Genomic DNA, 14,377 nt, shown 5'->3' with positions numbered 1-14,377 from the left:
ATAATTCCTAGAACATAGGCTTCCCTAATCTGGGTGCATACGTATACCATCAGGGCATGGCACACATGAAGCATCGGGCATTGCCGGTTCTCGCACTCGCAGCCGTGGGCGTCGTCGCCCTCAGCAGCTGTGGTGCTGGTACCCGCACCGAAAACGAAAACGCGACAACGGTGTCGTGCGACTACACCGCTCCCGAAGGCAGCACGACGGTCAATGTCCTGGCGTACAACTCGTCGGCGATCGATCCCTTCACCGACACGATGGTCTCGAGCTGTTCGACCGACGACGTGACGCTGAAGCACGATCCGATCGACTTCGGCGGACAGGTCACCAAGACCACGGCGACCCTCGCGGGCGAGACGGGTACGTACGACATCCTCGAGACCTACGGGTTCGTGATCCCCGGCTTCGCCGAGGAGGAGAAGCTGATCCCCCTGAACGACCTGTACGACAAGTACGCCGCCGACTACGGCCTCGACGAGATCAGCGAGTCGATGCGCGAGGGCATGTCCTACGACGGCGAGTTGTACGCCCTGCCGATGCAGGCGCAGATGTATGTCATGGCATACCGCACCGACGTCTTCGAAGACCTCGGGCTCGAGGCGCCGACGACGTTCGACGAGATGATCGACGCGGCAGAGGCCATCAAAGAGGCGGGTGTGATGGACTACCCGATCGCCCTGCCATGGCTTGCGACCAGCGATGTCACGACCAGTTACCAGGCAGCGATGAACTCCCTCGGCTCCGATTTCGTCACCGCTGACGGAGAGGTCACGCTCGACACCCCGGAGGCGAAGCAGGCGTTGGAGTCGCTGCTGGCGCTCAAGCCCTACATGGACCCGCAGGTGACGACCTTCGACCAGCCGAAGGTGCAGCAGCAGATGTTCAACGGCACGGCCGCGATGTCGGTCATGTTCTCCGGACGCATGGTTGACCTGACGATGGAGTCCAACTCGAAGCTGTTCGATTCGATCGGCTTCGCGCCGGCTCCGAAAGTCACCGCCGACGCCGAGTACTCCTACAACCGACTCTCCATCGACGGGTGGTCGATCCCGTTCAACACGAAGCTCGACCACGACATGCTCTTCGTGATGATGGCATCCGCCGTCAGTGAAGACGCCTCCGAGGCATCCGTTCCCGCGGCATACCCCGCACGCGAGGGCATGGTCACCGAGGAGAACTCGCCGTACGGTGCCGCGGCGAACGAATCGATGGCGACGGCGATGCCGCCGGTCGTCTCTCCGATCCAGGCCACGGTGACGAACGAGATCCGTCCGATCCTCGTGCAGGTCCTCGGCGGCAACGTCTCCGTCGACGAGGGCCTCGCGCAGATGCAGGCCGCTGGCGAAAAGGTCGCCGGCTGACCCGCGAACATCAGATGATGACTGTGGCCTGAGCGCGCTGTTCAGGCCACAGTCCGTCCAGGAGGGACGCACATGAAGGCACGTGAGTTCTGGATCCTCTTCTTCCCGAGTCTGCTGGTGATGGGTGCACTCCTCGTGCTCCCGCTGGTGCGCACGGTGCAGTGGAGTCTCGAGCAGGTCCGTTACGGCACACCAGGCACGTTCGTCGGGCTCGACAACTTCACCGCAGCGCTCAGCGATGTGCGCTTCGGCAAGGCGGTGCTGTTCACGGTCGCGGTGACCGTCGTCACGACGGTGATCCTGCTCGTGTTCGGCTACATCGTCGCGACCGGGATCAACCGGATCACGACATCTCGGCCTCTGGTGCTCGGCATCATGCTGGTCTCGTACGTGCTGCCGAACCTCGTCGGTGCCGTCGCGTACTCGTGGCTGTTCGACGACAACTTCGGCGGCGTCGTCAACCGCATCATCGGGTTCTTCGGCGGAACACAGGTGCTCTGGTTCACCGACCAGGTGCCCAACGCGATCCTTGTCACGGCGAACACGGTCTGGCACATGCTCCCGTTCGCGATGCTCATCATCCTCGCCGGGCTCCAAGGCGTTCCGCAGGAGCTCAAGGAAGCAGCTCGCATCGACGGCGCGAACGCGCTCCAGACGCATCTGCACGTGATCATCCCGACGATCCGCGGCGTGCTCGGCTTCGTCACGCTGATCACGATCATGGATGTCCTGCGGATGTTCGACAACCTCATCCCGCTGTCGCCGCAGGCGCAGGCGATAGGCAACGAGTCGATCATGATGTACGTCTACTCGGTCGCCTTCGCCGACGGGGCGCAGCAGCTCGGCCTCGGCAGTGCGATCAACGTGCTCACGATCATCCTCATCCTCATCATGCTGATCCCGTTCATCCGGGGCATCTTCAAGGAAGCGAAGGCCGAACGATGAGTCTCACCTCAACCGAGCTCTCGACGAGGGCGATCGTCACCGGAGGATCCTCGAAGCGACGCACCAGGTCGCAGCGTCGCCCTCCCATCATCACCGGCATCCTTCTCGCGATCCTCTGCTTCGTGGCCCTGAGCCCGTTCATCTGGATGACCCTGTCGGTGACCAAGCCGACCGACGTCGCCTTCTCCAACCCGCCGGTCCTCTGGGGGTATGAGCCCACATTCCAGGCGTTCGTCGATCTGTGGGAGACGACGTACTTCGCGGACTATCTCGTCAACACCCTGGTGGTGGCCGTCGTGTCCACCGTCGTGGCGCTGATCATCGGCATCCCCGCCGCGTACGCGCTCTCGAGATTCCCGAGCTACGTGTCCGCGCTCCTGCTGATCCTCGCCCTCATCTTCCGTGCGCTTCCCCGCTTCGCGGTCGTGCTGCCGATGTACGACATCAGCAGGGCGCTGGGCATCTACGACACGACGTTCGCGCTCGCCATAGCACTGGTCGCCATCAATCAGCCCTTCACCATCTGGCTGCTGCGCAACTTCTTCGCCGAGATCCCCAAGGAGCTCGATGAGGCCGCGATGATCGACGGATGCACGAGGATCGGGATGCTGCGGAAGGTCATGATCCCGCTCATGGGTCCGGGCATCCTGACCGCCGGCATCTTCGTCTTCTTGTTCGCGTTCCAGGAGTACCTCACCGCGCTCGTGCTCACCGACACCTCGTCCAAGACCGTGCCGGTGTTCATCGCCACTCAGCTCGGGCAGACGCTGCCGATGCTGCAACAGGCGGGAGCGGCTTCGATGCTTCTCACCATCCCGGTGTTCGTGATCGCGTTCGTCGCGCAGAAGTATCTCGTCGCAGGACTCAGCGACGGCGCCGTGAAGGGCTGACGTGCATCCGCTCGTGCTGCTGTCCGGCATGAACTGCACCGACGATCTCTGGGCAGGCACGGGCCTCGGCGATGCCATCCATCAGTCCCTCGAGCACGAGAGCATGGATGCTCAGGTCGGGGCGGTGCTCGGCGCGCTGCCCGACCGGTTCGTGATCGCCGGACTCTCGCTCGGAGCCATCGTCGCGATGGCCGTCGCGCTTGCGGCTCCGGATCGCGTCGTGGGCATGTGTCTGGTGTCGACGAATGCGAAGGCGCCCACTCCTGCGCAACGCGAGGGGTGGGACGACTGGATCGCACGACTCGACGCCGGTGAAGATCCGGAAGCCCTACAGGAGAGCATCCTTCCCGCGCTGCTGTCCCCCGACGCGATGCGAGAGCATCCTGTCATCGCGGATCGCGTGCGAACCATGGGGCGCATGACGGATCGCGCCGCGCTGCGCGCCCAACTGCGGATGCAGGGAACGAGAGTCGACCTGCTCGGCAGGCTGACCGCTCTGGCGACTCCGACGCTGGTGGTGTCGGGACTCGACGACGGGATCTGCCCGCCGCGCTTCCATACCGAGATCGCCTCAGCGCTCCCCCGTGCGCGACTCGTGTCGTTCGAGGCCGGACACCTGCTCCCGATGGAGAAACCACGAGAGTTCGGTCGGCTGCTGACCTCGTGGCGCGAGAAGCACCGGGTGTGACCGGATGCCGGTCGCAGGATGCCGGACTGCTCAATCGACCGGCGCGGCGAGCCCTCGAAGGTGCGCCATCAGGGATGACGCGAGGTTGTAGACGACGAATGTCGCACCGTCCGCGAAAGAGGCCTCTGCCGCTGCGCGGGTGCCGACGATGTCCATCCGCATCGACCCCGCGCGCCGCAGTTCCGCGTTGACAGCGGCGATGGCATCCGGAACCGGCAGGTCGTCCGCGCCAGTGGAGGCGGCGAGGTCGGCCGGGCCGATCATGATGCCGTCCAGGCGCGCACTCGCGACGATCTCGGCGACGTTCGTGACGCCGAGCGGCGACTCGATCATCCCGAGGACGAGCGTGTTCTCCAGATACCAGTCGCGGTGGGCTTCGGGGTCCACCTCGCCGAATCGCCCGGCACGACTGTAGGTCGCGAAGCCGCGCCTGCCCACCGGCGGGTACATCGTGGCGGCGACGAGAGCGTCTGCCTGCGCGCCGGTGTCGAGGTGGGGAGCGAGGATGCCTTCGGCGCCCTGATCGAGCACCCGCAGGATCTGTCCTGGATCGTTCTCGCCGACCCTGACGATCACGGGGACCCGGTGCACGGACGCGACGGCGATGTGCTGTCGCAGCGCGATCAGGTCGGCTGGACCGTGCTCGCAGTCGATGAGGACGAAGTCCATCCCCGCGATGGCGTTCATCTCGACGAGCTCTTCGGACGGCATCCGCAGCAGCGCCCCGATGAGGCGATCGCCGCGTCGCGCGCGCTCCCGCAGAGACGCCATCACGCCACCATCCCCGCGGAGAGATCGACGTCGGCGCCGCACATCCCGGGCATCCCGAGCATCGCCACGACGGCAGCGCCGACCTCATCCTCGGTGACCATGCGTCCCAACGCGGCACGTGAGACGAACGCCTGTTCGGCGTCGTCGACGCTCGACCCGGACCGCGCCGCTTCGAGCCGGAAGTTGCGCTCCATGCGAGGACCTGCGACAGGCCCTGGTGAGAGCGAGTTCACCCGCACACCAGACGGACCCACCTCGAAGGCGAGCGTGGACGTGAGACCGATCACCGCCATCTTCGACGCGCAGTACGGGGTTCGGTGTGCGAGCGGTCGTTTGCCCGAGACGGATGCGACGTTGATGACGTCGCCGTCGCCCCGTTCGATCATGCCGGGCAGGAACGCCTTGCACAGCAGGTAGGTTCCGCGCACGTTGACGGCGAACACCTCGTCCCAGTCGCCCACCTCGATGTCGGTGAGCGCCGCGACAGGTCCGGGAATGCCGGCGTTGTTGACCAGGATCGACACCTCGGTATCGGCGAGTGCCTCGCGCAGAGCGTCGACGGATGCGGCATCCGAGACGTCCGCCGTCAGCCAGCGCGCCCGCGACCCGAGGCCGGCCGTGACGGCGGCGAGCTTCGCCTCGTCACGGCCCACGAGGATGACCTCGGCGCCTTGCGAATGCAGCGACCGGGCGATCGCCGCCCCCAGGCCGCTGCCGCCGCCGGTGATGACGGCGCTTCGTCCGGTCATGTCGGTCATCGTGCGGTCGCCTCCACTGCGTGGCTCTCGTCGATCCAGTCGAAGCTCGTGCCGGCGTGGCGCCAGGCCCTCGCATCGCCGGAGCGTGCGTGCCCCTCGAAGAACTCGACCCGCGCAGCGCGCCCGCAGACCGCACCCAGCTCGGCGGACGAGGTGTCGTTCACGACCTCCTGGTACGTCACCGTTCGCAGGTACTTGCCGACCCACAAGCCACCGGTGTACCGAGCGGCGCCGAGCGTGGGCAGCACATGGTTGGTTCCGATCACCTTGTCGCCGTAAGAGACGCACGTGTTCTCGCCGAGGAACAGCGCGCCGTAGTCGTGCATCTTCGTGAGAGCCTCGCGAGGGTTCTGGGTGAAGATCTGCACGTGCTCAGACGCGAAATCGTCGGCGATGCGGTACGCCTCTTCGAGGTCGTCGGCGACGATGACCTGCCCCCAGTCCCGCCACGCGGGCTCTGCGTAGTCACGCGTGGGCATGTTCGGCAGCAGGCGCTCGATCCAATCCATGACCTCTTCTCCGAGAGCCGTCGAGGTCGTGACCAGCACCGCCGGCGACTCAGGGCCGTGCTCGGCCTGCGACAGCAGATCGACGGCAGTGAAGAACGGATCGGCGTGCTCGTCGGCCACGATGAGGATCTCCGTCGGTCCAGCGAACAGATCGATTCCCACCTCGCCGAACAGCTGCCGCTTCGCCTCGGCGACGTAGGCGTTGCCCGGGCCGGCGATGAGGTTGACGGGATCGATGGTGTCGGTGCCGATCGCCATCGCGGCCACTGCCTGAACGCCGCCGAGGACGTAGATCTCGTCTGCACCGGCGAGTTTCATCGCTGCGATCGTCGCGGCGGGGATCTCGCCGCGGATCGGCGGGGTGCAGGCGATGACCCGGGGGACGCCGGCGACCTTGGCCGTGATGATCGTCATGTGGGCGGATGCTGTGAGTGGATACTTGCCGCCGGGGATGTAGGCGCCCGCAGCCTGCACCGGAACGTGCTTCTGCCCGAGCAGGACGCCGGGAAGCGTCTCGACCTCGAGGTCGACGAGCGAATCGCGCTGAGCCTGGGCGAAGCGCCGCACCTGTGCCTGGACGAACTCGATGTCGGTGATCACCTGAGGGTCGAGGGTGGCCATGATCTGTTCGACCTGTTCATCGGAGAGACGGTAGGACTCCGGACTCCAGTCATCGAACTGCTGCGCATAACGCCGAACGGCATCATCGCCGTTGCTGCGGATGTCGTCGATGATGGTTCCGACGCGTTCCGCGACATCCTTCTGCGCCGTGTCGGCGAATGTCTTCCTCGGCGCGCTCTTCAGATGCAGGGGCATGTCCGTTCCTTTCATTGCATACGTATGTTCTGATTATGACCGCGTATGCATACGGAGGTCAAGGCCGCTAGAATCCCATGAATCCAGGGGGAGGCGATCGACAGTGGTCACAAGTCGGGATGTTGCACGGCTGGCGGGAGTCTCGCAGCCGACGGTGTCGCGCGCGCTCCGCGATGACGCGCGCGTGTCGCAGGCGACGAAGAACCGTGTGCGCGACGCCGCACGACTACTCGGCTACGTGCCCAGCGAGGCGGGCCGCGCGCTCTCGTCCGGCCGAACGCGTCGAATCGGCCTGCTGCTCACCGACGTCGACAACCAGTTCTATTCGCACATCATCGCTCCGGTGCACCGCGAACTGGAGAAGCTCGGCTATCAGCTGATGCTGCACACCGAGTCGGCGGACAACGAGACGATCGCCGAGCGCCTGGTCGCCAACGGGCTCGACGGCGTCATCCTCGCGACGACATTGATCGAATCCGTCGCCCCTGTGCGCTTGAAGGACCGCGGCCTTCCGTTCGTGTACTTCAACCGCACCGGGTCGTTCGTCGACGCCGATGCAGCGATCGTCGACCCCGTCCCCGGATACGCGGAGGCCGTGTCGCGCGTCGTCGAACTCGGCCACCGTCATGTCGGAGCAGTGCTCGGGCCGAGCAACACCAGCACGGCGCAGAGTCGCGAGAGCGCGCTGCGCGCGGCGTTGACCGCCCACGGCATCTCGCTCGCCGAACGCGATGTGCGACGCTGCCGCTTCAGTGCGACCGCAGGTGAAGAAGCGGCGGCGGAGCTGCTGGCCCAGTCCGATGCCCCGACCCTGCTCTTCTGCGGCAACGACGTCGTCGCCTACGGCGCCCTGAACGCGGCGCACCGGGCCGGAATGAGCGTGCCCGACGACGTCTCCATCATCGGCTTCGATGATCTTCCCGAGGCGGAGTGGCCGATCATCGACCTGGCGACCATCGGATTCGACATCGAAGGGATGGCGCGGGCAGCGGCTGATCTCATCGTCCGTCGCATTCAGGATGCGGATGCCCCGGTCGAGCATCGGCGTTTCGAGTCGACGTTCACGCCCCGCCGGACGCTCGCACAAGCGAAGCAGGGCTGACGCAAGGCTGACGCCGCCGGTTGGCACCCGTGTGTCTCGAAGTCCACTGTTGCTTCTAGTTGTGCATACGCATACACTGCCTACATCGACACGTGATCATCGAAGAATCACGAGCGATGATGTCTAAGGAGTGAAACAGCGTGCCTCTCGACCCGGTCGCATACCAGCCATACAAGGATCCCGACGATTTCATCCGTGAAGTCACAGACCTCATCTGGGTCGACCGATCCATCAGCTATATCCGCGAGAACTACGAGCCGGATTCGATCGTGCACGGCGCGTACGGCACCTCGACCAGTCGCGACGAGGTCATCGAGGGAACGCTCATGCGGATCTCCGCGACTCCCGATCGCACCGGCCAGGCAGAGGACGTCATCTGGGAGGCGCGCGGAGACGATGCCTTCCTGAGCTCGCACCTCGTGCTCTCGGGGCACCTGCTCACCTCGCAGTACAGCCGCACGATCGCCAACTGCCTGTACCGACGTGGGCGCATGGTCGAGGAGTGGGTCGTTCGTGACACGCTCGCCGGCGCGCTCGAGAACGGTGACGACCTCGAAGAGCTGGCCAGGGCGCAGGCCTTCCGGGGATACACGGGGTCGTGGACCGATCCCGCCCCGGTCGACCCGATCGCCGTCGGCGACTCCGGACCCCGCAAGGACGAGTACCGATCAGAGGTCGAGACCGTCCTCGAGATGATCCAGACGGTATGGAACGATCGCGACCTGCAGAAGGTCGAGCGGTTCTTCCACCGCGATCTCGTGCTGCAGACCGTCGGCAACCGCGTCGTGATCCGACCCGAGGGGTACCGGCGTGCGCTGCTGCGGTTGCTCGAATCGTTCCCTGGTGGACAGTTCGAGATCCGCGACATCCAGACCAACTACGACGTCCGATACGCGGGTCTCCGCGTCGCCGTCACCTGGAAGTTCGTCGGCGATTACAACGGCGTGCCGAACTACGGGCCGCTGACGGGAAAGCCGGTCGACCTCCTCGGAATCTCGCAGTTCACGCTGCATCAGGGAGCCATCGTCAAGGAAGTGCGCATCTGGGACGACATCGCGCTGCGTGCGCAGATCGCCGGATCGCGCGGCGACGAGCCTGTCGGCCCGTCGAACATCTACTGATCGAACAAGGAGAACACCAATCATGAGCGACGTCATCGTCGACGACACCGAGATCGCGCGTCGGACCATCCGACGCTCGGACTGGGTGCCCTGCAACTCGGCATTCATCGACTGCCGTACCCCTGGCTCGGATCAGAAGGAGAACTACTCCTTCATCGGGGTCGGGGTGTCGCAGAACGCCAGCCAGTACATCAACCTCACCGAGAACCACGGGTTCAATACCGGTGCGGCAGGAATGCCGAACGGCATCTCGAACAACCTGCACATGCACTTCACCGCCGAGGTCTTCATCAACCTCGGCGGCGAGTTCCGGCTCCGCTGGGGCGTCGACGGCAAACAGGGCGAGTACGTCAGCCACGATGGCGACATCATCTCGATTCCGACCTGGATCTTCCGCGGCTTCACCAACGAGGGCCCGGATGAGGGCATCCTGTACACGGTTCTCGGTCGCGACGACACCGGTGGGATCATCTGGGGTCCGTCGGTCCTGCGTGAGGCGGAGTCGTACGGACTGCACCTCACCGCGGACAACCAGCTCATCGACACCGTCGCCGGCGATGTCATCCCCGACGACGTGCCCCTCATCACCCCGATGAAGCAGCACTACATCGATGAGCTGACCTCGTACTCGGTCGAGGAGCTGCGCTCGCGCGTCATCCAGCCGGGGGATCGCAAGTACTCCTCGCACGCGCTGCTGTGCACCGGCGTGGACGGCGGCGCGGTCGACGTCGCGCTCGTCATCGGATACGGCATGACGGAGAACCGCCGTCAGGTGCCGTCGATCCACGAGCCGCACTCGTTCAACATCGCGTGGGTGAGGGCCACGGCAGGACAGGGTGTTCTGCAGCACCGCCACTCGCGTACCCAGGCGCTGCTGATCAAGTCGGGTCGTTGGGACATCACCCTCAACGGGGACCCGTCCACCACGGTCACGCTCGGCGCTGGAGACTCGTTCTCGGTGCCGGAGGGCAGCTGGCGTTCCTACGTCTGCGTCGAGGACGGCGAGGCCGGCCCTGGTGAGATCCTCGTGATCAACGGCGGTGACGACCGCGTCTACCTCGAGTGGGCACCGGAGGTCATCGCGGCGGCGGAGGCCGCTGACCTGACGATCGATCCGAACGGATATCTCGCACCGCTCGGCGTGATGGTCACCGCGACAGAAGACGACTGAGAACACTGTGAGGGTGCGAGGCGGCAATCGTCGTCTCGCACCCTTTCGTCGTGACGGAGGGAAGGGCGGGTGTCATGGGCATGCTGACGGTTGCGGCGGTCTCGCCGACGATCCGCATCGGCGACCTCGACGGGAACCTGGCAAGGATCGTGCGGGGGATCCAGGATGCTGCAGGCTGCGGCGCCGGTCTCATCGTGTTCCCGGAACTGGCGACGAGCGGATACGTCTTCGCCGATCGCGCCGAGGCCGAGTCGCTCGCGCTGACCAGGGACGACGAGCGCTGGGATGCCGTGCACGCGGGGATCCCCGACGGCGTCGTCGTGGTCGTCGGATATTGCGAGGCGGCGGGAGCCGATCTGTTCAACAGCGCGGCGGTCCTGAATTCCACCGCGCGCCTGGCCGACTATCGCAAGGCACACCTCTGGGGGGCGGAGAGTCTGATCTTCACGTCGGGTGATGCCGCCGGCATCCTGGTCGACGCGGGTTTCGGTCGGCTCGGCGTCGCCGTCTGCTACGACAATGAGTTCCCCGAGGTGCCGCGAAACCTCGCCCTCGGCGGAGCCGACATCCTCGCACTCCCGGTGAACTGGCCGCTCGTCTCGCGGCCGGAGGGGGAGCATCCGCCCGAGCTCATCCAGGCCATGGCTGCCGCACGCTCGTCGCGACTGCCGACTGTGATCGCCGACAGGCACGGCGCTGAGCGCGACGTGAAATGGACGGGCGGCACCGCGATCGTCGACGAGCAGGGGTGGGTGGTCGAGGCGTTCCGGTCCGGTCTCACCCTCGCGGCGGTGTCTCTCGAGGTCGCGCGCGACAAGGGGCTCCCGCCGCACAACGATCTCTTCGCCGACCGACGGCCCGAGCTGTACTGATCCGACCGCTCACGCCACGCTGCTGCGACCTTGGTGTTCGTCGATGCGTTCGCGCAGCATCCGCTCTGCCAGCTCTGCCAACTGTTTCGTCGCAGGCGACAGCAGCACGCCCTCGCGCTGCACGAGGGCGATCGTGTCGTGCATCGGCTCGGCGAACGGCGCCGTCCGGATCGTGTCCGGGAAACCGGCGGACTCGGCGATGGTGCGTGACACGATCGTGTCGGCCGCGCCGGCCGCGACGAGGCTGAGCGCCGTCTCGACGTGTTCGACCTCGATCGCCGGCTCGATGGCCAGGCCGCTCCAACGCGCGCGCTCACGCAGCTGGCGGCGGGTGGGGTCGTCCCAGCCGGCGAAGGCGTCGTAGAGCACCAGCTTCGACGCCGCCGCCTCCGCGATCGAGACCGGCCCGGCGTCGAGGTCGCGCGTACTGGAGGCATAGAGCACCTCGTCGCGGAAGAGCGGCTTCACCTCCAGACCTGCCTCGTCGATCGGCAGGACGAGCAGACCCGCTTCGATCTCGCCGTCCGCGATCGAGCGTGCGACGAGAGCGGAGTTGATGCCGATGAGACGGACGCGCACATTCGGATGCCGGTGGTGGAAGTTCTCCACCAGGTCGGCGAGGTCGTAGTAGGCAGCGTTGCGGAGGACGCCGAAGGTGCACGTGCCGCGCTCGAGGGATGTCAAGGCGTCGATCGTGTCGATGCCGTTGCGCACGGCGCTCACCGCCTGCGCGGCGTGCGGGCGCAGCTCGATCGCCGCCTGCGTGGGCACCAGTCGGCGGCTGCCGCGTGTGAACAGAGCGACGCCGAGCTCGCGCTCGAGCCGCGAGACCAGCTCGGACACGGACGCCTGAGTGAGGTCGAGATGCACTGAGGCCGCTGTGAAGGAGCCGTGCTCGAGAGCGGCGAGAAATGCGCGCAGCTGGCTGATGGTCACAGCCAATGGTAAACCCGATGGCAAGTCCAGGATGGTATCGCCTTGTCGGATGGTCGGAGCGCGCTTAGCCTGCTTGCATGCGTTACACCCCCGCTGTCCTCGACAGCCTCAACGGCTCCTTCCACGACCTCAAGACACCCCTGATCGACGCGCCGGCGGCGCAGCGCGATCCGGCAGTGATCGAGACCGTGTCCGCGATGCTCAGCGACATCCAGTCGCGGGGCATGGATGCCGTGCTTGACTACGCCCGCAGACTGGATCGCTACGAGGGCGGGAGCGTCGAACTGAGCGCCGAACAGATCGCGACCAGCGGCGACCGGATTCCCGCAGATCTTCGCGAGGCGATCGAGCTCGGGTCGGAGCGCACACTAGCGTTCGCGCGGGAACAGCGGGCGCACCTGTCCGACTTCGAGACCGAACTCGTCCCAGGGGTCGTGACCGGAGCGCGCTACGTTCCGGTGTCGCGCGTCGGCGCATACCTCCCGGCGGGCCGATTCCCCCTCACCGCGAGCGCGTTCATGACGGTCGGCGTCGCGAAGGCCGCCGGAGTCCCCACTGTCATCGCCTGCACGCCGCCGCAGCCAGACGGTGGAGCAAACGACGCGGTCGTCTACGCGGCTCACCTTTCCGGGGTCGATCGGGTGTTCGTTCTCGGTGGAGTGCAGGCGCTCGCCGCGATGGCCTACGGGCTGCTCGGCGAGCTGCCGATCGACATGCTCGTCGGGGCGGGCAACGCCTATGTCGCCGAGGCCAAGCGACAGCTCTTCGGTGCGGTCGCGATCGACCTGCTCGCCGGCCCCTCAGAGGTCGCGGTGATCTCCGACGAGACCGCTGACCCGGAGCTCGTGGCTGCCGATCTGCTCGGGCAGGCCGAGCACGGCCCGAATTCCCCGGCTGCGCTCGTGACGACATCCGAAGAGCACGGGCGAGCCGTCATCGACGCCGTGGAGCGTCAGCTCGAGACGCTGGCGACGGCGTCGATCGCAGGTGCGGCATGGCGTGACTACGGCGTCGTGACCGTCGCAGACGATCGCGAGACCGTCGCGGCGCTCATGGACGATCTTGCCCCTGAGCACCTCGAGCTGCTCACGGCGGACGACGCGTGGTTCCACGACAACCTGCGCAACTACGGTTCGATCTTCATCGGGCCGTGGAGCACGGTCGCATACTCGGACAAGGGGATGGCCGGCACCAACCACGTGCTGCCGACCGCGGGTGGCGCCAAGCACAGCGCCGGGCTGTCGGTCTCGCGCTTCCTCAAGCCGTTGACCTACCAGCGCGTCGCGCGGGAGGCGACACCGGCGGTGGCGAATGCGGTTCAGGTGATCTCGGATTCCGAGGGTATGGCTGCGCACAGCGCCACCGCGACGATGCGGCTCGCCAAGCTCTGAGGCGCGCCGTACGGCGGGTCGGGCCGGTGCGATGCTGCTCCGGCGCCGGTGTTCGAGAGGCGGCGCAGGTTTCGGGTGGCGCTCGGTGTCGGTGACGCGGGTTCGGTGGCGCTCGGTGTCGGTGACTCGGTGTCGGTGACGTGGGTTTCGGTGGCGCTCGTGGTCGGTTCAAAGGGGGCGGATGCGGCAACCTGCGACACCCTTCACGGAGGCCCGAGCGGGGAGGTGGCGCTCATTGCCGCTTAGCGTCGCGGGAAGCGACAACGAGCGCCACCTCATCCCGAGCCGCAACGGGAACTGTCCGAACCGCCCGCCCCCGCCCCGGGCCCGCCCCGCACCGACCCCCCCGCCGGAACCGCCCCCGACCCCTTCCCGAACGACACCGAACGATATATCGTTAACGCACCATCGTCCCGTTCGACTCTGGAGGACACCATGAACAATTCATTCCCCACCGGCGCGTTCGGCGGCTCAGGCTCCGGCCAGGGCGGCGGCTCGCTGTTCGGCGGACCAGGCGGCCCGGCATCCGCGATCTTCGACGCTATGGACCAGCTCCGAAAGTCGTTCGAGCAGCGAACCGGCGGGCCGTCTCGCATGGCCCGCGGTGACGTGCGGGCAGCGGTCATCGCCCTCCTGGCGGAAGAGCCGATGCACGGCTACCAGATCATCAACGAGATCGCCGAGCGCTCGGGCGGCTCGTGGAAGCCGAGCGCGGGATCCGTCTACCCGACCCTGCAGCTGCTCGCCGACGAGGGTCTCATCACGGCGGAGGAGCAGAACGGCCGCAAGACCTACTCGCTCACCGGAGCAGGTCGCGAAGAGGCAGAGATCGCCGCCGACAAGCCGGCACCGTGGGAGGCGTTCTCGTCCCGCGAGAGCGGACACCTCACTGCACTGCCCAAGGCGGGCATGGACCTCGCCGGCGCCGCAGCCCAGGTCGCCCGCACCGGTACGCCGGAGCAGGTGAAGGAAGCGGTGACCGTTCTCGACGAAGCGCGTCGTAGGCTGTACGCGATCCTTGCGCAGGACTGACTCGCCCCGCA

General features: G+C 66.4%; 14 protein-coding genes. 10 read left to right on the top strand and 4 right to left on the bottom strand.

Translation table 11 applies throughout. From position 1 onward, the window contains the following. The first annotated feature begins 56 nt into the window (after positions 1-56). The 4 genes from ACP7AR_RS12125 to ACP7AR_RS12110 all read left to right on the top strand — a co-directional run bounded on the left by ACP7AR_RS12125 (position 57) and on the right by ACP7AR_RS12110 (position 3,887). The gene (locus ACP7AR_RS12125; RefSeq protein WP_426186003.1) at positions 57-1,364 is read left to right on the top strand and encodes an ABC transporter substrate-binding protein; all 1,308 of its coding nucleotides are present in this window, start codon (positions 57-59) and stop codon (positions 1,362-1,364) included. A 72-nt stretch (positions 1,365-1,436) separates the two neighbouring features. Then, positions 1,437-2,309, top strand: a complete 873-nt coding sequence (locus ACP7AR_RS12120) for a carbohydrate ABC transporter permease (RefSeq protein ID WP_426186001.1) — start codon at positions 1,437-1,439, stop codon at positions 2,307-2,309. After that, positions 2,306-3,199, top strand: coding sequence for a carbohydrate ABC transporter permease (locus ACP7AR_RS12115; RefSeq protein ID WP_426185999.1), 894 nt, complete (start codon positions 2,306-2,308; stop codon positions 3,197-3,199). The genes ACP7AR_RS12120 and ACP7AR_RS12115 overlap by 4 nt, the downstream gene beginning before the upstream one ends. Before the next feature lies 1 nt (position 3,200). After that, positions 3,201-3,887, top strand: coding sequence for an alpha/beta fold hydrolase (locus ACP7AR_RS12110; RefSeq protein WP_426185997.1), 687 nt, complete (start codon positions 3,201-3,203; stop codon positions 3,885-3,887). A gap of 30 nt (positions 3,888-3,917) precedes the next feature. On the opposite strand, the gene ACP7AR_RS12105 is transcribed toward ACP7AR_RS12110, so the two are convergent. Genes ACP7AR_RS12105 through hisD (ACP7AR_RS12095) form a run of 3 tightly spaced genes read right to left on the bottom strand, consistent with a single transcriptional unit; the run spans position 3,918 to position 6,741 of the window. Further along, on the bottom strand, positions 3,918-4,658 hold the full coding sequence (locus ACP7AR_RS12105; protein ID WP_426187739.1) for an HpcH/HpaI aldolase family protein: 741 nt from the start codon (positions 4,656-4,658) through the stop codon (positions 3,918-3,920). Next, complete coding sequence (locus tag ACP7AR_RS12100; protein WP_426185995.1) at positions 4,658-5,407, bottom strand: SDR family NAD(P)-dependent oxidoreductase; 750 nt, start codon at positions 5,405-5,407, stop codon at positions 4,658-4,660. Before ACP7AR_RS12100 ends, ACP7AR_RS12105 begins: the two co-directional genes overlap by 1 nt. A gap of 5 nt (positions 5,408-5,412) precedes the next feature. Continuing rightward, on the bottom strand, positions 5,413-6,741 hold the full coding sequence (hisD, locus tag ACP7AR_RS12095; RefSeq protein ID WP_426185993.1) for a histidinol dehydrogenase: 1,329 nt from the start codon (positions 6,739-6,741) through the stop codon (positions 5,413-5,415). 103 nt (positions 6,742-6,844) lie between these two features. Here hisD (ACP7AR_RS12095) and ACP7AR_RS12090 point away from each other — a divergent pair, with 103 nt between their 5' ends. From ACP7AR_RS12090 to ACP7AR_RS12075, 4 genes are all read left to right on the top strand, one after another. Continuing rightward, on the top strand, positions 6,845-7,843 hold the full coding sequence (locus ACP7AR_RS12090) for a LacI family DNA-binding transcriptional regulator (RefSeq protein WP_426185991.1): 999 nt from the start codon (positions 6,845-6,847) through the stop codon (positions 7,841-7,843). Between the two features lie 140 nt (positions 7,844-7,983). Beyond that, positions 7,984-8,964, top strand: a complete 981-nt coding sequence (locus ACP7AR_RS12085; RefSeq protein WP_426185989.1) for an ester cyclase — start codon at positions 7,984-7,986, stop codon at positions 8,962-8,964. Between the two features lie 22 nt (positions 8,965-8,986). Next, positions 8,987-10,135, top strand: a complete 1,149-nt coding sequence (locus ACP7AR_RS12080; protein ID WP_426185987.1) for a cupin domain-containing protein — start codon at positions 8,987-8,989, stop codon at positions 10,133-10,135. Positions 10,136-10,185: 50 nt separating this feature from the next. Next, positions 10,186-11,007 (top strand): nitrilase-related carbon-nitrogen hydrolase, encoded by an 822-nt coding sequence (locus ACP7AR_RS12075; protein WP_426185985.1) that lies wholly within the window; start codon positions 10,186-10,188, stop codon positions 11,005-11,007. A gap of 9 nt (positions 11,008-11,016) precedes the next feature. Here ACP7AR_RS12075 and ACP7AR_RS12070 read toward each other — a convergent pair whose 3' ends face one another. Further along, positions 11,017-11,943 (bottom strand): LysR family transcriptional regulator, encoded by a 927-nt coding sequence (locus tag ACP7AR_RS12070; RefSeq protein ID WP_426185983.1) that lies wholly within the window; start codon positions 11,941-11,943, stop codon positions 11,017-11,019. A 77-nt stretch (positions 11,944-12,020) separates the two neighbouring features. Between ACP7AR_RS12070 and hisD (ACP7AR_RS12065) the strand changes: the two genes are divergently transcribed. Further along, positions 12,021-13,334, top strand: a complete 1,314-nt coding sequence (hisD, locus tag ACP7AR_RS12065; RefSeq protein WP_426185981.1) for a histidinol dehydrogenase — start codon at positions 12,021-12,023, stop codon at positions 13,332-13,334. Positions 13,335-13,769: 435 nt separating this feature from the next. Continuing rightward, positions 13,770-14,366 carry a PadR family transcriptional regulator gene (locus ACP7AR_RS12060; protein WP_426185979.1) on the top strand — a complete coding sequence of 199 codons (597 nt, stop codon included), beginning with the start codon at positions 13,770-13,772 and terminating at the stop codon, positions 14,364-14,366. The last annotated feature ends 11 nt before the right edge of the window (positions 14,367-14,377 follow it).

The organism is Microbacterium sp. TWP3-1-2b2 (assembly GCF_049896145.1).
Classification (GTDB): Bacteria; Actinomycetota; Actinomycetes; order Actinomycetales; family Microbacteriaceae; genus Microbacterium.
This window is presented reverse-complemented; position numbering and strand designations above follow the sequence as displayed.